Below are 18256 nucleotides of genomic sequence, written 5' to 3' on the forward strand. Positions count from 1 at the left end.
GGGCGCGGGAGGTTACGTTCGTGTGGCCAAATCCGCACGGTATGGACTTGTGACCATCCGCGCTCACCTTGCGCGGTCGTCGTGTCATCCGTTCGGCCGTCACCCATCGTCCGAAGGTGCGACACCGCCGGACACCTTCGACCGACGAGCGCCGAGGGCCTCTCGTCCTACGTTCGCCCGGTACCTAGTTCGGGGAGGCGGGTCATGGGCGGACGAATCGTGGCGCTCGACGTGCTGCGCGGGGTGGCGATCCTGGGCACGTTCGGGACCAACGTGTGGGCTTTCACGCACCCGCAGGGGGTGACGGGCTTCCTGGCCGGTTTCGGCTCGGGCGCGGGCGACACCGCGACCGCGCTGCTGCAGATGATCACCAACGGGAAGTTCCTGGGCCTGCTGTCGATCATGTTCGGCATCGGCCTGGCGATCCAGCACCGCTCCGCCGGTAGGCGGGGGCAGCGGTGGCCCGGGTGGTACCTGTGGCGCTCGGCGCTGCTGCTGTTCGAGGGCCTGCTGCACTACGTGCTGGTCTTCGAGTTCGACGTGCTGATGTTCTACGCGGTGGTGTCCGTGCTGGTCGCCTACCTGGTGGGGCGCGGCCGACGGGTCCAGGTCGGCTGGATGGTCGGGATGGGCGCGGTGAACCTGGGAGTCGTCGGCCTGATCACGCTGGCGCTGCTGACCGGCGCCACGACGGTCGGGGATCCGGGGTTCGTGCTCGCCACGGACAGCTGGTGGGACGGGGTCCAGGCGCGGATCGAGCACTTCGCGGTCTTCCGGGCCGAGGGGTTCCTGGTGCTGCCGCTGAGCGCGCTGCTGTTCCTGGCCGGCGCTCGGCTGTTCCAGGCGGGCGCGTTGGAGGACTCCGCGCGTGGCGCCCGCATCCGACGGCGGCTGGTGGTGTGGGGCCTCGGGGTCGGCGTGCCGCTGAACGTCACCACCACGCTCGCCGGCGCCGACTGGTTCGCCGTCGACCGCTACGTGTGCGCGCCGCTGGTCGCGTTCGGGCTGCTCGGCGCGATCACCGCGCTGGTCCACCGGATGCGGGCCGAGGCCGGTCCGGTGCGCCGCGGCGTGACGGCGGTCGGTCGGGCGGCGTTGAGCTGCTACGTCGCGCAGAACGTGATCGCGTCCGCGCTCTGCTACGAGTGGGGCCTCGGCCTGGCGCGGCGCTGGGGTCACCTCGGCCCGTGGTTCACCGGGGCGGTGTGGCTGGTGGTCGCCGTGCTGCTGGTCGTGGGCGCGTCGTGGTGGATGCGGCGGTTCGAGCGCGGACCCGTGGAGGCGGTGTGGGACTGGGCCTACCGGGCGCCACGCCGTCGGTCGGCCAATACGCTGGCGGTATGAGTCCCCTCGACGTGGACACCAGGGTGCTGCGGTACTTCGTGGCCGTGGCCGAGCGCTTGAGCTTCACCGGGGCGGCGCGGGCCCTGTACGTCTCGCAACCCGCGTTGAGCAGGCAGATCAGGCAGCTGGAGACGGACCTGGGCGTCGAGTTGTTCGTGCGGACCGGCCGGGAGGTCCGGCTGACCGCGGCGGGCGGTGACCTGCTGCCGTTGGCGCGCCGGGCGCTGGCCGAGTGGCGGGACGCGGTGCGGTCGGCGCGTTCCGCGGCGGCGGCCGAGGCGAACGTGCTGCGGGTCGGGTTCGTCGCGTCGGGCGGTGGCAGCGTGGCGCGACGGGCCCGGGCGGCGTTCGCCGAGCAGCGGCCCGACGTGACGATCGAGCCGAAGCGGTGCGACTGGGGCGGCGAGCCGGACGCGTTGCGGCAGGGGCTGGTCGACGTGGCGTTCGTGTGGCTGCCCGCCGACACCGACGGCCTGCGCACCCACGTGGTGGCGACCGAGGCGCGGTACGTCGCCCTGTCCCGCGACCACCCGTTGGCCGCGCGCGAGTCGGTGGGCATCGCGGACCTGGGCGACGAGCCGCTGATGTGGACGCGCAAGGCGCCGAAGGCGTGGGTGGACTGGTGGGCCGTCAACCCGCGGCCGGACGGCCGCGAACCCGTGTGGGGACCGGAGAACGACAACGCGGACGAGATGCTGGAGCACGTCGCGGCCGGTGCGGCGGTGTGCTTCGGCCCGGAGTCGATGGCGGAGTACTACGCGCACCCCGACCTGGCGTGGCGGCCGGTGACCGACATCGAGCCGCTGCGGGTCGCGATCGGGTGGGCGCCGGAGACGGCCCGGCCGGTGGTGCGCGCGTTCGTGGAGACCACGGTGCGGCTCCGCTAGCCCTCGTCGCTGAAACACTGTTATGGTACGTGCCCGGGCGACTTGGGGGGTGCCGTGGTCGAGCAGCAGTGGCCGGCAGTGCGGGACGTGCTGTCGGACGTGACGGGGCGGTTCGCCGACCTCGTCGCATCGTCGGACCCGAGCGCGCTCGCCACCGCCGACTGGACGGTGGCCGACACGGCGGCGCACGTCGTCGCCATCGCCTCGATCTACACCACGTTGCTGGCGCCCGGCGGCGGGGAGGTGGCCGACCGGAGCCTCGCCGAGCACATCCCCGCGGTCACCGTGGACACCGTCGCCAACCTGAACGACCTGGCCCTGCGGCGGTTCACCGAGCGCGACCCCGCCACCCTGAGCGCCATGCTGCGGTCGATGGTGGCCACGATCCTGGAGGTGACGACGGAGGCCGACCCCGAGCGGACGGTGCCGTGGCTGGGCGCGTCCCAGGTGCCGATCGCGGGCGTGCTGGCCCACCTCGTCAACGAACTGCTGGTCCACGGGTGGGACATCGCCCGGGGCGTCGGCACGCCGTGGTCGATCCCGCCGCGTGAAGCCGCGTTGTTCTTCGACCTGTTCATCGTCGGCATGATCCGCAACGACGTCGGCGGCGTGCTCGACGGCGAGCCGCCCAGCGACCGCCGCGTCGCGGTGGCGTTCCGCTCACCCCACACGACCCCGGTGACGATCGTGCTGCACCAGGGCCGGGTGTCGATCGGGGAACCGGGCGAGCCGGTCGACGTGCGCCTGACCTTCGACCCGGCGGTGCTGAACCTGGTGCTGTTCGGCCGCGTCAGCCGCGCCCGCGCCGCCGTGACGGGCAAGCTGCGGGTCGCCGGACGACGCCCGTGGCTGCTGCCCGCGTTCCTGCGCAAGGTGCGGCTGCCGACGAACTCCCTGCCCCTGTCGGCGGGCTAGCGGCTTCCCGGGTGACCCGTCATCGGCGAAGCCCAGGTCCGCCGCCAGGCCCGCCAGGTCGCGCTCACCGCCCTCCAACCGCTCCACCGCGCGCCCCACCCGCACCCGGTTGCGGAACCTGGTCAGGGACACGCCCACCTCGCGGTTGAACGCGCGGCTCAGGCGGTAGGGCGACACGCCGAGCGCCTCCGCCAGGGGCACCAGCCCGGCCGACTCGGGCGCGTCCGCCAGCACCGCCTCCCGTGCCGCCGCGACCACCGCGCGCGCCGCCGGAACCGGCCGCGCCGCACGAGCACGACCACGTGCCCGGACCCCAGCGAACCGCCCCGCCGAGGACGGAAGCCTCGGCGGGGCGGTTGCTCACGCGATCACGGGTAGTTGACGACGTAGCGCTGCTGCGTGGCCATGTTCGCCGCGCCGCCGACGCCGTTCACGACGTTGTCGATCGTGCCGACACCGCCGAGCGACACCGTCACCAGGTCGTGCAGCCGCACGCCCGACCGGTTGGGCACCTCGAAGCCGTTCGCCGTCCGGATGCTCGGGTCGGCCTGGTTGAAGGCGTACACGCCCATGCCCCAGCCCTCGTGGGTCGTGACGTGGTCGCCCACCTTGTACCCGGCCCAGCCCAGCTTCGAGCCGTTCATCCACGCGGCCTGGTTCGGCGGGTCGTACGGCAGCTCGTTCTGGTAGAAGTACGTGCGGCCGCCGTTGCCGTTCCACACCGTGTTGTACTCCTGGTAGTGCTCGACGAACAACCCGTACGCCGTCACGTTGTCACCGTTGACGACGACGCCGTTGCGACCGGTGTTCGCGGTCCAGCCGGTCGGGCCCGTGCCGTGGTCGGCGCGCCACACCCACGTGTGGTCGACGATCACGTGGTCGCTGTTGATCTCCAGCGAGGTCGTCGCCTTGCCCGCCTGCGGACCGCCGACGCGCAGGTACACGTCGTGCATCGAGGTCGGGTTGGCGGCGTGCGACGCCGACGAGGTCGTCGGGCCGAGCTGGAGCAGCACGGGGGAGTTCTGCACACCGGCGTCGACCAGGAACCCGGCCAGCTTCACACCGTCCACATCGGACACGGCCAGCGCGGCCTTGCCGGTGTCGGGGGACAGCGTCGCCAGGCCAAGGCCGAGCACCACGGTGTTCGGCCGGGTCACGTTGATCGTGTCGGTGAGGCGGTGCACACCTGGCGTCAGCAGCAGGTGCTTGCCCTGCGCCAGCGCCGCGTTCGTCGTCGCCACCGGCGTGCCGGGCTTGACGATGAAGAAGTCGGCCAGCGAGATCGACTGGCCGGCGGGCGCGCCCGCTTCCCAGCTCGTGCCGCGGGCGTTCTGCCGCAGCGCCGGGACGAACACCTTGTACTCGCCGTTCTCGAAGTACAGGAACGGCTTCTCGCGCACGACCGGGCTGGTGTCGACGGTGGTGTGCGAGGGGTTCGGGAAGTGCTGCGCGGGCGCGCCCTGCGTGCCGACGAACACCATGTTCCACACCGAGCCGCTCCAGCCGCCCGCGAGGTTGCTGTTGCGGGTCAGGAACTGCTGCTGCGAGCCGGAGACCGCGACACCGTCGATCTTGCTGTCCACGATCAGACCGCCGGACGCCCAGCCGTCGCCGCCGTTCCACAGGTGGATCTGGCCGCTGAGGTGCATCCGCCGGTAGGACGCGGCCTGCGAGACGGCCCACCGCTCGATCTGCCCGGCCGGCAGGTTGACGTGCAGGTTCTCGGCCTGGCGCCAGAAGTTCTGGGTGGCGTTGCCGAGGTTGTTCGGGTTGTCGCCCTGCTGGAGCCAGTCCGCCTCGACGCGCACGTGGCCGTTGAGCCGCACGTCGTCCGGGCGCAGGCCGAGGCCCGCGACCTGGGTGTAGAAGCGGAGGTTGACGTCCGCGTCGTACACGCCCGGCTTGTACAGCACGGCGTACCGCTCGGAGCCGAACTGGTTGGTCTTCATCTGGGTGGCGATCTGGTCCAACCGCGACTGCATCGCGGCCCGGTCGTAGCCGGGGCCGTAGACGAGCACGTTGGGACCGAAGTCGGGGTTGCGCGGGTCGGTGGGCGGGATGACGGGTGCGCCGGCCGTCTCGGTGTTGACTGCCAGCTCCCACAGTGAGTAGCCGTAGCCGGTGGCGCGCGCCGTGCCGTGGACCCGCAGGTAGCGCCCGGAGCCCGCGACGGTCAGGTTCTGCACGCCACCGGTGCCGGTGGTGGTGGAGTAGACGGTGTTCCAAGTGGACGCGTTGTCCGACAGCTGCACCTGGAACGCCCGGCCGTACGCGGCCTCCCAGGTCAGGGTCACGCGGCAGACCTGCTGCGTCGAGCCGAGGTCCACCTGGACCCACTGCGGGTCGGCGAACGCGCTGGACCAGCGGGTGCCGGTGTTGCCGTCGACCGCGGCGGCGGCAGGGGTGCCGCCGTTCTCGACGGAGGACGCGGTCGCCGGGCGGTTCAGCGCGGCGTTGGTCGTGCCGCACTCGGCGGCCTGCGCGGACTGGGTGATCACGGGGCTGAGCACCGCGGCGAGGCCGAGTGCCAGCGCGGCGGTCAGGACCCGTGACAGGGAACGGGGAGAGCTCATTGTCCTACCTGACGAGGTAAGGGGCGCGAGAAGGCCCGGAGCCGTGCCTCCGTGGCACCGGAGGCGCTGAGAGAGCGCTCTCTCGGAGCGTAACGCCGATGTCGCGAAGACGTCAACGACGGTTCAGGCGGAATCGCGCACGACGAGCGAGGGTTCGAAGATGACGGATTTGGGGCGCAGTCCCGGTTCTTCGACGTGGTCCAGCAGCAACCGGGACATCCCGGCCGCCATGTCCTCCACCGGTTGCCGCACGGTGGTCAACCTCGGTCGGCACGACAGCGCGGGGCTGCTGTCGTCGAAGCCCACCAGCGCCACGTCCTCCGGGACGGGCCTGCGGTGCTTGTGCAGCACCAGCAGCGCGCCTTGCGCCATCAGGTCGTTGGCCGCGAACACGCCGTCGATGTCGGGGTGCTCGGCCAGCAGCCGTTCCATCGCGGCCTCGCCGCTGATCGAGGTGAACCCGCCCTCGGCGATCGGGACGTACGGGAAACCGTGCCGCGCCATGGCGTCGCGGAACCCGGTCAGCCGGTCCTGGGACGCGGGCACGTCCAGCGGGCCGGTGATCGTCGCGACCTGCGTGCAGCCGCGACGCACCAGGTGGTCGGCGGCGAGCTTCGCGCCGGCCTGGTGGTCGAGGTCGACGTAGCTGATCGGCACGGGCCGGGCCGGGCGCGCGAACAGCACGGCGGGCAGCTCGGCGTCGACCAGGCGGGTGGGCAGCGGGTCCTCGGCGTGGGTCGAGACCAGCAGCGCGCCGTCCGCGCTGCCCTGGCGGAGGAACGACAGCACGTCCTCGCGGGCCGGTTCGGTGTCGGCGACCATCAGCACCGGGTGCACGCCGCGCGTGCGCAGGAAGCCGAGCACGCCGCTGGCCACCCGGCCGAAGAACGGGTCGGAGAACACGCGTGCGGCGAACGCGTCCTCGTCGCCCGGGTCGCCCGCGCCGGACACCACCAGCGCGATCGTCCCGGCCCTCTTGGTGACCAGGGAGCGCGCGGCGCGGTTGGGCGCGTAGCCGGTCTTGTCGATGGCGGCGCGCACGACTTCCTGGATCTTGCGGTCGACGTTGCGGGTGCCGTTGATGACGCGGGAGACGGTGGCGCGGGACACACCGGCGACCCGCGCCACGTCTTCCAACGTCGGCGGGGTCGTCGGCGATCTGCTCATGGGGTCATTCTGCCACGGGGGTGGAGAGCGCTCTCCGTAGTCTGGCTCTGTTCGGCTCGATTTGACATGGGGCCCTTACGGGCACCCCAGGCAGGCCAAAGCCGGGCAGGCCTGGCGGGAAAAGCGTCCGCCAAGCCTGCCCGGCTTCGACCAGCCTATGGCACCCGAACCCATGTCAAATCGGGCCTGGGTGCGGCGGTTCCGGGTCCGTTGTGGTGCCGTTGTGGGTGGTTGGGAGAGGGGATTGGGGGGTGGTTGGGGTTAGGGGTGGTGGTGGAGGGTGAGGGGGGTGTTGCCGGAGGAGGGGCCGATCAGCAGGGTGAAGCGGCCTGGTTCGGTGGTCCAGCCGGTGGTGGTCCAGTGTTGGTAGGCGCGTTGGGGGATGGGGATGTCCACCTCGACGGTTTCACCTGGGGTCGCGGTGGCGGTGGTCCAGGCGGCCAGTTGGCGGTTGGGGCGGTCGATGGCGCTGTCCGGTCGGGTCACGTAGACCTGCACGACCTCGCGGCCGGGGCGGGTGCCGGTGTTGCGGAGGCGGACGCGGAGGCCCGATTCGGTGGTGGTGGCGGCTTCGTAGGCCCAGGTGGTGTAGCCGAGGCCGTGGCCGAACCAGTAGGCGGGGTCGGCCTTGGCGCGGTGCCAGGCGCGGTAGCCGAGGTGGAGGCCCTCGTCGTAGCGCAGGATGCCGTGGTCCGGTCGGACGTTCGAGACGGGCAGGTCCTGCTGGGTGGCGGGCCAGGTGGTCGGTAGTCGGCCGCCCGGCTCGCGGAGGCCGAAGAGCACGTCGGCGAGGCCGTGGCCGGCTTCCTGGCCCGGGAACCAGGTCAGCAGGACGGCGGCGACCTCGTCGCGCCACGGCAACTCGACCGGGCCGCCGGAGTTGACGACGACCACCGTGCGGTCGTTCACCGCGAGCACGGCGCGCACCAGCTCGTCCTGACGGCCGGGCAGGGCGAGTGACGTGCGGTCGAAGCCTTCGCTCTCGATCTCGTCCGTGGTGCCGACGACGACCACCGCGACGTCGCTGGTGCGGGCCAATCCGACCGCACGGGCCAGTTCGTCGTCGGCGCTCAGGCGTGGTGGGTCGGCGGCGAGGACGGTGGCGGTGCCGGTGTGGTCACGCAGCTCGCGGCGTGCGACGAGGTCGACCGTCGTACCTGCTCGGAGGTGCGCGGTGGCTTGTCGGTACGGCGGGGTGAGGTGGATGACGGCCGGGTCGTCCGTGTCGAGCGGGACGTCGTCGTCGATCAGGCGGGCGCCGTCCAGGTCGACGGTGAGGCGGCCGAAACCGGCGGCGGAGATCGTCCAGTCGCCGGTCACGTCCACGTCGAGCCTGCCGTGGATCTCGACGGTGCGGGCGCCGTCGACGAGGGGCACTTCGAGGATGCGGCCCAGGAACCGGTGTTCGGCGGACAGCTCGGCGTCGTCGGCGTCGAGGAGGCGGACCAGCACGCCCGGCTCGCCGTGGTGCGGGTGCCGGGTGTTGGCGGTGGTCAGGGGCGCGGGGCGGTCCTGGAGGCGGACGCCGGCGGTGTGCACGACCTCGGCGACCTCGTGGAGGCCGTCCAGGAACGACACGACCGACTCGGGGTAGACGCCCGCGCTGCCGCCGCCCTGGATGCGGGCGGTGGCGGCGTTGGGGCCGAGGACGGCGACCTTGGTGCCGGGCGTGAGCGGGAGGACGCCGTCGTTTCGCAGCAGCACGGTGCTCGCGGCGACGGCTTCGCGCAGCAGGTCCAGCGGGGCGTCGACGTGGGGTCTCCGGGCGGTGGCGCCGTTGAGGGCGCCGACTCTTGAGGCCAGGCGGAGCAGCCGTTCGACCTTCAGGTCCAGCGCGCTCTCCGGCACCTCGCCGTTCTCGACGGCGGCGGCCAGGTCGTTCCACGGGCTCTCCGGGCCGGGCATGGCGAGGTCCTGGGCCGCCCGCGCGGACGGCGCGGTGGACCGGATCGCGCCCCAGTCGGAGACGACCAGGCCGTCGAAGCCCCAGGAGCCCTTGAGCGGCTCGTCCAGCAGCGGGTTCTCCGACATGGTGACGCCGTTGACGCCGTTGTAGGCCGACATCACCACCCACACGCCCGCTTCGACGGCGGCCTCGAACGGGACCAGGTAGACCTCGTGCAGGGTGCGATCGTCGACCTCGGCGTCGAGCGTCATGCGCTCGGTCTCGGAGTCGTTGGCCACGTAGTGCTTGGCGGTGGCCGCCACCCCGCCGCTCTGCACGCCGGTGATGTAGGCCGCGCCGATGCGGCCGGTGAGCAGCGGGTCTTCGGAGTAGCACTCGAAGTGCCGGCCGGCGAACGGCGAGCGGTGCAGGTTGAGCGTGGGCGCGAGCAGCACGTCGACGCCCTTGCGCCGCGCCTCGGCCGCCAGCAGCACGCCCAGCCTCCGCACCAGGTCGACGTCCCAGGTGGCGGCCAGCGCGGTGGGGGAGGGCAGCGCGAGCGAGGTGCTGCGCTCGTCCCAACCCTGGCCGCGCACGCCGATCGGCCCGTCCGACACCACGATGGACCGCAGGCCGATGTCCGGCTCCTCGTGCGTCCGCCACCCCGTGGCGCCGGTCAGCAGCCGGACCTTGCGCGTCACGTCCAACTTGCCGACCAGCAGACCCAGATCCGGCTCGTCCACACCCAACCCCTTGCCTCGGAGAGCGCTCTCCCGCCCAGCGTCAGGCCACCCGGCCCGCTCTGTCAACCACCTGCGGTCAGAACGCGCGCGTCCGGCGGTCGGGCACGCCGAGTTCGACGCTCAGCTCGGGCGCGGACGGCTTGCGCGGGTCGGCGGCGCGGTCCAGGAGGGCGGCGACGGGGAGGGTGGCCGCGCCGACGGCGACGGCGTCCGGGCCCAGGCGGCCCAGCTCGATCGAGATCTGCTCGTACGGGTGCCGCAGGGCGTGCGCGCGGGTGGCCGCCACGATCCGGTCCAGCTGGTGCGCGCCCAGCGCCAGCCCGGCCCAGCCGCCCAGGACGATCCGCTCCGGGTTGAACAGGTTCACCAGGTTGGCGATGCCCGCGCCCAGGTAGCCGGCGGTCTCCTCGAGCACGCGGGCGGCGGTCTTGGAGCGGGGCGCGGCGTCGATCAGGGCCGCCACGGTCGACTGCTCGTCACCCGCCGGCAGCTCACGTCCCCGTGCCTTGCGGTACCGGTCGAGGATGCCCTCGGCGCCCACGTAGGCCTCCAAGCAGCCCAACGCGCCGCACCGGCACGGCCGGCCGCCGTAGACGATGGTCGTGTGGCCCCACTCGCCGGCCGAGCTGGTGGCGCCCCGGTAGACCCCGCCGTCGGTGACGACCGCCGCGCCGACACCGGAGCCGATGAGGGCTATGACGACGTGCTTGGCGCCCCGTCCCGCGCCGAACCACATCTCCGCCTGGCCCTGCGTCTTCGCCCCGTTCTCCACGTACAGCGGCCAGGCGGAGGAGGACGCCGACGCGACCAGCTCCTCCAGTCGCACGCCGTCCCACCCGATGGTGGGCGCGTGCACGACCGCGGTCGCGCCCTGCTCCACCGTCCCGGGTACGCCGATCCCGACCCCGAGCACGGTCGACGCCGGCACGCCCGCCGCGGCGACCACGTCCCGGACCGACGACGCGATCAACGACGCCACCGCGGCGGGCGACGAGGGCGACAGGGCGTGGTCGAGGGCGGCCAGCTGGGTCAGCGCCAGGTCGAACAGCTCGACCTTGATCCCGGTCTCGCCGACGTCGACCCCGACCACGTGCGCGAACGCGGGGTTCACGCGCAGCAGCACGCGCGGCCGGCCGCCGTCGGAGTCCACCGAACCGGCCTCGACCACGAGCCCGTCGTCGACCAGCTCGCCGGTCACGTTGGACACCGTCGCCGCCGACAGCCCGGACAGCCGGGACAGCTCGTACCTGCTCAACGGCCCGTCGAAGAACAGCGTCGACAGCAGGGTCGAACGGTTCTGCCGACGCAGGTCGCGGACGGTGGTGCGCTTCGGTGCCACGCCACGGACCTTAGTTTGCGACTTAAAATTAGTCTAAGTTTGTAACCTGTTCGTGATTGACGTGACTTGGCTCACCGGGGTTGAGTCTGCATCGACACGAGGACGCGCCCAGCGTCCCAGCCGCGATGGCACGCGCGGCCCGCACTCCCGAGCGCTCGCCCTTCCCCCGCCCGACAAGGAGAACCCATGCGACTCAGGCGAACGTCCGCCCTCGCCGTCGCGGCAGCACTGCTGTTCTCGGCAGCCTGTTCGACCTCGAACCCCGGCGCGAACAGCACGAACGAAGGCGTGCTGAACGTCGGCATGCCGAACGGTCCGCAGACCGAGAACAACAACCCGTTCCTCAACACGTCCGCGGCCAGCTCGCTCGGCTACCGCCGGCTGCTCTTCGAGCCGCTGGCCATGGTCAACGAGACCAAGCCCGCGGAGAAGCCCAAGCCGTGGCTGGCCACGGACTGGGAGTGGACCGAGAACTTCCACAAGTTGAGCCTGACCATCCGCGACGGCGCGACGTGGTCGGACGGCAAGCCGCTGACCGCCGAGGACGTGGCGTTCACCTTCGAGCTGCTGAAGAAGAACCCCGGCCTGAACGTCGACTCCGTCCCCTACGACAAGGTCACCGCCTCCGGGAGCAAGGTCGAGGTCGAGTTCCCGAGGTCGCAGTTCGTCAACCAGAAGAAGATCCTCGAGCAGCTGATCGTGCCCAAGCACATCTGGTCGACGATCGCGAACCCGAGCACGGACACGGTCAAGAGCCCGGTCGGCAGCGGCCCGTACACGCTCAAGTCGTTCACGCCGCAGACCGTCACCCTGACCGTGCGCGACTCGTACTGGCAGGAGCTGCCGAAGGTCAAGGAGGTCCGCTACACCTCCTACAGCGACAACAACGCGCAGACCACGGCCCTCGCCACCGGCGCGGCCGAGTGGAGCTTCGTGTTCATCCCGAACTACGAGGCCGTCTACACCTCGAAGGACCCCGAGCACTACAAGCTCTACTTCCCGCCGGTGCTCGGCATCCACGGCCTGTGGTTCAACACCAAGGTCGCGCCGTGGGACAACCCGGCCCTGCGCCGCGCGGTCAACATGGTGATCAACCGGGACGACATCTTCATGCAGGGTGAGGCGGGGTACTTCTACCCGAAGGTCGACAACATCACCGGCATCCCGACGCCCGCCGGCGACTCCTACATCGCGCCGGAGTTCAAGGACAAGATCGTCACGGTCGACGTGGAGGCCGCCAAGAAGGAGCTGACCGCCGCCGGCTTCACCTTCGACGGCGACAAGCTCAAGGACCCGTCGGGCCAGCCCGTCACGCTGAAGATGACCGTGCCGTCCGGCTGGTCGGACTACGTGACGAACCTGGAGATCATCAAGGACAACGTGTCCGAGATCGGCATCGAGGCCACGGTCGACCTGCCGAACGCCGACGCGTGGAGCAAGGCGCTCGACACCGGTGACTTCCAGGCCGCGCTGCACTGGACCAACAACGGTCCGACGCCGTACGACATCTACGAGAACATCATGAACGGCGCGCTGTACAAGCCGATCGGCGAGGGCGGCATCAACGGCAACTACGGCCGTTACGAGAACCCCGAGGCGACCGCGCTGCTCAACGAGTACGCCAACGCCGCCGACGACGCGGCGCGCACCGCGGCCCTGCACAAGATCCAGCAGATCCACGTGCGGGACATGCCGGTCGCCATCACCTCCGCGGCGAACGCGGGCGGCCAGTACAGCACCAAGAACTGGGTGGGCTGGCCCGACCAGTCCAACCAGTACGCGCCGCTGCAGCCCACGCTGGAGAACGCGCTCGACGTCGTCCTGCACCTGAAGCCGGCCGCATGACGACGAGCACCGCACCGTCGGCCTCCGGGACCACTGAGGTGGTCCTGGAGGCCGATGGCCTGACCAAGCACTTCCCGGTCCGCAAACGCGGGCGAGAGCTGCTGTCCCGGACCGTGCGCTCGGTGCGCGCGGTCGAGGACGTGACGCTCAGGCTGCACCGCGGCCGGGTCACCGCGCTGGTCGGCGAGTCCGGCTCGGGCAAGTCGACGGTGGCCCGCCTGCTGGCGCAGCTCTACCCCCAGACCTCCGGCTCGATCCGGCTGCGCGGCGAGCCGGTCAAGACCAAGGGCGGCAAGCGCTTCCGGGCGTACAGCAAGCGCGTCCAGATGATCTTCCAGGACCCGTTCGCCTCGCTGAACCCCGTGCACACCGTGCGCTACCACCTGACCCGCGCGCTGAAGATCCACGGCAACGCGGGCAAGACGCCGCGGGAGCTGGAGGAGGCGCTGGCCCACCTGCTGACCCGCGTGCAGCTCACCCCGCCCGAGCGGTACGTGGACAAGTTCCCGCACGAGCTGTCCGGCGGCCAGCGCCAGCGCGTGGCCATCGCGCGCGCCCTCGGCGCCGACCCCGAGGTGCTGCTGGCCGACGAACCGGTGTCCATGTTGGACGTCTCGATCCGGCTCGGCGTGCTGAACCTGCTGCGCGACCTCAAGGAACGCCTGCACCTCGCGATCCTCTACATCACCCACGACATCGCGTCGGCCCGCTACTTCGCCGACGAGACGTTCGTGATGTACGCCGGCCGCGTGGTCGAGGGCGGCGACAGCGAGACCGTGACCCAACGGCCCGCGCACCCGTACACGCAGCTGCTGATCGACTCCGCGCCGGACCCCGACCGGCCCGCCGCGCAGGAGAAGGACGGCGGCACGGGCGAGCCCCCGTCGCTGATCAACCCGCCCGACGGCTGCCGGTTCAACCCGCGGTGCCCGTCCGCCATGAAGGTCTGCGCGGAGAAGGTCCCGCCGCGGTTCGCCATCGGCGACGGGGACGGGCACTTCGCGGCCTGCTGGCTCTACGGCGACGGCCTGTCCGACGGTGACAAGGTCGCGCTCCGCGTCCTGGAGGCGCCGTGAGCTACCTCCTCAAGCGGATCGCGTTCTACCTGTTCACCGCGTGGGCCGCGATCACCATCAACTTCTTCATCCCGCGCGTCATCCCCGGCGACCCGGTGCAGGCGCTGATCACGCGGTCGCGCGGCCAGATGACCACCGAGGCCGTGCAGTCGCTGTACGTGCTGTTCGGGCTGGACAAGGACGCGAGCCTGGTCGAGCAGTACTTCACCTACCTGGGCCAGCTGCTCGGCGGCGACCTCGGCCTGTCGTTCACGTACTTCCCGTCGCCGGTGTCGCAGGTGCTCGGCGACGGCCTGCCGTGGACGCTCGGGCTGGTCGGCATCACCACCGTGCTCGGCTTCCTCATCGGCACCGCGCTGGGCACCGGCATCGGCTGGCGGCGCGGCTCGTGGGCCGACGCGCTGATCCCGGTGACCACGTTCGTGTCGTCCATCCCGTACTTCTGGCTCGGCCTCATCGCGATCGCGCTGCTGACCGGCCCGGACAGCTTCTTCCCCGCCTCCGGCGCCTACGACAACGGCCTGGTGCCCAACCCGGACCTGGAGTTCGTCGGCAGCGTGCTGCGGCACGGCATCCTGCCCGCGTTCACCATCCTGATCTCGTCCATGGCGGGCTGGATCCTGTCCATGCGCAACATGATGGTCACGGTGGCCTCCGAGGACTACGTGACCGTCGCGCACGCCAAGGGCCTGTCCGACCGGCGCGTGATGCTGTCCTACGCGGCGCGCAACGCGCTGCTGCCGAACGTCTCCGGCTTCGCGCTGTCGCTCGGCTTCATCGTCGGCGGCACGCTGCTGGTGGAGATCGTGTTCTCCTACCCGGGCCTGGGCCTGCAGCTGTTCCAGGCCGTCGGCGCCAAGGACTACCCGCTCATGCAAGGGATCTTCCTGATCATCACGCTGTCCGTGCTGCTGGCGAACTTCCTCGCCGACGTGGCCTACCTCGCGCTCGACCCGCGCACCCGACGGGAGGGCTGAGCCGTGACCGTGGTTCCCACCACCGGGACCGCCACCCCGGTCGCCGCGCCCGTGAAGCGCCGCAGGCTGCGGTTCGTGGCCAACCCCAAGGCCACCGTCGGCCTGGTCATCCTGGGCTTCTTCGCCCTGGTCGCGATCATCGGGCCGTGGATCGCGCCCTACGACCCGTCCGGGCGCGGCAACGACCTGCTCCAGGCGCCGTCGGCCGCGCACTGGTTCGGCACCACCCACCTCGGCCAGGACATCTTCAGCCAGGTCGTGGTCGGCACGCGCAGCGTCATGGTCGTCGGCTTCGTCGCGGGCGTCGTGGCCACGATCCTGTCGATCCTGGTCGGCGTCACGTCCGGTTACCTGGCGGGCGCGGGCAGCGAGGCGCTCTCCGCGCTGTCCAACGTGTTCCTGGTGCTCCCGGCGCTGCCGCTGATGATCATCATCACGTCGACGCTGCCGGAGACGGGCACGCTCACCATCGCCCTGGTCATCGGCCTCACCTCGTGGGCCTGGGGCGCACGCGTGCTCCGCGCGCAGACGCTGTCGCTGCGCGGCCGCGACTACGTGGAGGCCGCGCGGGCGACCGGCGAGAAGACGTGGCGGATCATCCTGTTCGAGATCCTGCCCAACCTCACCGCGGTCATCGCCTCCGGCTTCGTCGGCACGGTCATCTTCGCGGTGACCCTGGAGATCACGCTGGCGTTCATCGGCATCGGCGCGGGCGGCGACTGGAACTGGGGCACCGTCCTGTACTGGGCGCAGAGCCAGCAGGCCCTCGCTCAGGGCGCGTGGTGGTGGTTCGTCCCCGCGGGCCTGGCCATCGCGCTGCTGGGCACCGCCCTGTCGCTGGTGAACTTCGGCATCGACGAGTTCGTCAGCCCGCGCCTGCGCGGCGGCGGCAAGACCAACGTCAAGACCGCCGACGGCCACACGGTCCGGATGCGGGTCGGCTTCACGCCGGTCCTCGCGACGAAGGCCCGGTCCGAGGGAAGGGAGACGCCGTGACCGACGCGGTGCTGGAGATCCGCGGCCTGAACGTGGACTACGGCCTCGGCGAGGAGGCCGTGCACGCGATCCGCGACGTGGACCTCACGCTGCACCGGGGCGAGGTCCTCGGCCTCGCCGGCGAGAGCGGCAGCGGCAAGTCGACCCTGGCCTACGGCCTGACCAGGCTCCTGCCACCTCCGGGCGTGATCACCGGCGGCGAGGTGCTCTACCACCCCGACGGCGGCGACCCGGTCGACGTGCTCCGGATGGACCACGCCGCGCTGCGGAGGTTCCGGTGGGCCGAGACCGCGATCGTGTTCCAGGGCGCGATGAACTCGCTCAACCCGGTGCACCGGATCTCCACCCAGCTCACCGACGTGATCAAGGCGCACGACCCGCGCGGCAGCGGCGCGTCCCGGCTGGCCCGCGCCCGCGAGCTGCTGCACCTGGTCGGCATCTCCGCCGACCGGCTGGACAGCTACCCGCACCAGCTCTCGGGCGGCATGCGGCAGCGCGTGATGATCGGCATGGCGCTGGCCCTGGAGCCGAAGGTCGTCATCATGGACGAGCCGACCACCGCGCTGGACGTGGTGGTGCAGCGGCAGATCCTGCGCCAGCTCGTCGAGCTGCGGGAACGGCTCGGGTTCTCGGTCGTGTTCATCACCCACGACCTGTCGCTGCTGGTCGAGTTCTCCGACCGGATCGCGATCATGTACGGCGGTCGGATCGTGGAGGAGGCGGCCTCGGCCGACCTCTACCGCGACCCGCTGCACCCCTACAGCCACGGCCTGCTCAACTCGTTCCCCGCGCTGCGCGGACCGAAGCGCGAGCTGACCGGCATCCCCGGCTCACCGCCCGACCTGCGCGCCATGCCCGCGGGCTGCGCGTTCCACCCACGCTGTCCGCACGCAATGGAGCGTTGCGGTGTGGAGGTCCCGGTGCTCGGCGTTCCCCCCGAGAAGAACCACGCGGCACACGAGGGGCCCGCCGACCGCACCGTGGCCTGCTGGCTGCACCCCGTTCACGACAACGGGCTCTGAACCCGTTCACGACAACGGGTTCCGACTCCAGAGGAGATCAATGGACACCACGGCGCCGACCGTCGGGCTCGACCCCGCGATCGACACCCTGCCCGCCTCGTTCCGCTGGGGCGTGGCGACTTCCGCGTACCAGATCGAGGGGGCCCACGAGGAAGACGGTCGGGGACCATCCATCTGGGACACCTACTGCCGCACACCCGGCATGGTGCACAACGCCGACAACGGCGACATCGCGTGCGACCACTACCACCGCATGCCCGAGGACGTCGCGCTGATCGGCTCCCTCGGCGTGGACACCTACCGGTTCTCCGTCGCCTGGCCGCGCGTGCAGCCGGGCGGCAAGGGCCCGGTCAACGCGCCCGGCATGGCGTTCTACGACCGGCTGGTCGACGAGCTGCTCGGCAAGGGCATCACCCCGTGGGTCACGCTCTACCACTGGGACCTGCCGCAGGAGCTGGAGGACGCGGGCGGCTGGCCGGTGCGCGACACCGCCTACCGGTTCGCCGACTACTCGATGCTCGTCTTCGACGCGCTGTCGGACCGGGTGCGCCACTGGACCACGCTCAACGAGCCGTGGTGCTCGGCGATGCTCGGCTACTACGAGGGCCGCCAGGCGCCCGGCAGGCAGGACTTCGAGGCCGCCATCCACGCCGTGCACCACCTGCTGCTGGGCCACGGCCTGGCCACCCGGCGGATGCGCGAGGCGGCCACCGAGCCGATGGAGTTCGGCATCACGCTCAACATGAGCCACGCGAGCCCCGCCACCGACAGCGCGGCCGACCACGACGCGGCCCGCCGCGCGGACGGCCTGTCCCGCCGGATCTACCTCGACCCGCTCGTGCGCGGGCACTACCCGGCCGACGTGGTGGACGACCTGGCCGCGCGCGGGGTGAAGATCCCCGAGGAGCCGGGCGACCTGGAGGTCATCAAGCAGCCCATCGACGTGCTGGGCGTGAACTACTACTCCAGCTCGAAGTTCTCCGGCGTGGACGAGGACGGCAACACCGCCGACGCCGACGGCGTGCCGGTCTGCCGGGAGGTCCGCTACGGCCGCCCGGTCACCGCGATGGACTGGGAGATCGTGCCCGAGGGCTTCACCAACCTGCTCGTGCAGATCGGTGAGGAGTACCCGGGCGTGCCGATGGTCATCACGGAGAACGGCGCCGCGTTCGACGACAAGGCAGACGACAGCGGTTTCGTGCAGGACGACGACCGCACCGCCTACCTGGAGTCGCACATCGCGGCCGTGGCCAAGGCCCGCACGGCGGGCGCGGACGTGCGCGGGTACTTCGCATGGTCGCTGATGGACAACTTCGAGTGGTCCTACGGCTACGACAAGCGGTTCGGCCTGGTGCACGTGGACTACGACACCCAGGTCCGCACCCTGAAGAGCAGCGCGCTGTGGTACCGGGACACGATTCGCCGCGTCCGGGGCAGCTGATGGAACGGCCGAAGGGCCGGAGGGGAGTTCTCCCTCCGGCCCTTCG

The 18256-nt window shown here is 71.3% G+C and carries 13 protein-coding genes and 1 pseudogene; 9 read left to right on the forward strand and 5 right to left on the reverse strand.

What is annotated here, in order from left to right; all coding sequences use genetic code 11:
* Nucleotides 1-204 precede the first annotated feature (204 nt).
* From ACZ7GX_RS03340 to ACZ7GX_RS03350, 3 genes are read left to right on the forward strand one after another with little or no spacing between them, the layout of a single operon-like run.
* Nucleotides 205-1344, forward strand: coding sequence for a DUF418 domain-containing protein (locus ACZ7GX_RS03340; RefSeq protein ID WP_498772337.1), 1140 nt, complete (start codon nucleotides 205-207; stop codon nucleotides 1342-1344).
* A complete protein-coding gene (locus ACZ7GX_RS03345) occupies nucleotides 1341-2231 on the forward strand; it encodes a LysR family transcriptional regulator (protein WP_498772339.1) in 891 nt (296 codons plus the stop codon). Before ACZ7GX_RS03340 ends, ACZ7GX_RS03345 begins: the two co-directional genes overlap by 4 nt.
* A 54-nt stretch (nucleotides 2232-2285) precedes the next feature.
* The gene (locus tag ACZ7GX_RS03350; RefSeq protein ID WP_498772341.1) at nucleotides 2286-3146 is read left to right on the forward strand and encodes a maleylpyruvate isomerase family mycothiol-dependent enzyme; all 861 of its coding nucleotides are present in this window, start codon (nucleotides 2286-2288) and stop codon (nucleotides 3144-3146) included.
* A 27-nt stretch (nucleotides 3147-3173) separates the two neighbouring features.
* Here ACZ7GX_RS03350 and ACZ7GX_RS03355 read toward each other — a convergent pair.
* The 5 genes and pseudogenes from ACZ7GX_RS03355 to ACZ7GX_RS03375 all read right to left on the reverse strand — a co-directional run.
* A pseudogene (locus ACZ7GX_RS03355) lies at nucleotides 3174-3404 on the reverse strand (helix-turn-helix domain-containing protein); the annotation flags it as partial.
* Between the two features lie 110 nt (nucleotides 3405-3514).
* The gene (locus ACZ7GX_RS03360) at nucleotides 3515-5719 is read right to left on the reverse strand and encodes a pectate lyase-like domain-containing protein (protein ID WP_498772343.1); all 2205 of its coding nucleotides are present in this window, start codon (nucleotides 5717-5719) and stop codon (nucleotides 3515-3517) included.
* Nucleotides 5720-5842: 123 nt separating this feature from the next.
* Complete coding sequence (locus ACZ7GX_RS03365; protein WP_498772345.1) at nucleotides 5843-6886, reverse strand: LacI family DNA-binding transcriptional regulator; 1044 nt, start codon at nucleotides 6884-6886, stop codon at nucleotides 5843-5845.
* 261 nt (nucleotides 6887-7147) lie between these two features.
* Entirely contained in the window at nucleotides 7148-9514 is a 2367-nt protein-coding gene (locus ACZ7GX_RS03370) for a glycoside hydrolase family 3 C-terminal domain-containing protein (protein ID WP_498772347.1), read from the reverse strand.
* Between the two features lie 76 nt (nucleotides 9515-9590).
* Complete coding sequence (locus ACZ7GX_RS03375; RefSeq protein WP_498772349.1) at nucleotides 9591-10853, reverse strand: ROK family transcriptional regulator; 1263 nt, start codon at nucleotides 10851-10853, stop codon at nucleotides 9591-9593.
* A 186-nt stretch (nucleotides 10854-11039) separates the two neighbouring features.
* Between ACZ7GX_RS03375 and ACZ7GX_RS03380 the strand changes: the two genes are divergently transcribed.
* Genes ACZ7GX_RS03380 through ACZ7GX_RS03405 form a run of 6 tightly spaced genes read left to right on the forward strand, consistent with a single transcriptional unit; the run spans nucleotide 11040 to nucleotide 18210 of the window.
* Nucleotides 11040-12698 (forward strand): ABC transporter substrate-binding protein, encoded by a 1659-nt coding sequence (locus ACZ7GX_RS03380; RefSeq protein ID WP_498772351.1) that lies wholly within the window; start codon nucleotides 11040-11042, stop codon nucleotides 12696-12698.
* Nucleotides 12695-13774, forward strand: a complete 1080-nt coding sequence (locus ACZ7GX_RS03385; protein WP_498772353.1) for an ABC transporter ATP-binding protein — start codon at nucleotides 12695-12697, stop codon at nucleotides 13772-13774. Before ACZ7GX_RS03380 ends, ACZ7GX_RS03385 begins: the two co-directional genes overlap by 4 nt.
* The gene (locus ACZ7GX_RS03390; protein ID WP_498772355.1) at nucleotides 13771-14751 is read left to right on the forward strand and encodes an ABC transporter permease; all 981 of its coding nucleotides are present in this window, start codon (nucleotides 13771-13773) and stop codon (nucleotides 14749-14751) included. The genes ACZ7GX_RS03385 and ACZ7GX_RS03390 overlap by 4 nt, the downstream gene beginning before the upstream one ends.
* A gap of 3 nt (nucleotides 14752-14754) precedes the next feature.
* On the forward strand, nucleotides 14755-15747 hold the full coding sequence (locus ACZ7GX_RS03395; protein ID WP_498772357.1) for an ABC transporter permease: 993 nt from the start codon (nucleotides 14755-14757) through the stop codon (nucleotides 15745-15747).
* A complete protein-coding gene (locus ACZ7GX_RS03400; protein ID WP_498772359.1) occupies nucleotides 15744-16769 on the forward strand; it encodes an ABC transporter ATP-binding protein in 1026 nt (341 codons plus the stop codon). Before ACZ7GX_RS03395 ends, ACZ7GX_RS03400 begins: the two co-directional genes overlap by 4 nt.
* Before the next feature lie 40 nt (nucleotides 16770-16809).
* Nucleotides 16810-18210, forward strand: a complete 1401-nt coding sequence (locus ACZ7GX_RS03405; protein ID WP_498772361.1) for a GH1 family beta-glucosidase — start codon at nucleotides 16810-16812, stop codon at nucleotides 18208-18210.
* Nucleotides 18211-18256: the final 46 nt, after the last annotated feature.

It is taken from the genome of Actinosynnema sp. NPDC037264, assembly GCF_055603705.1.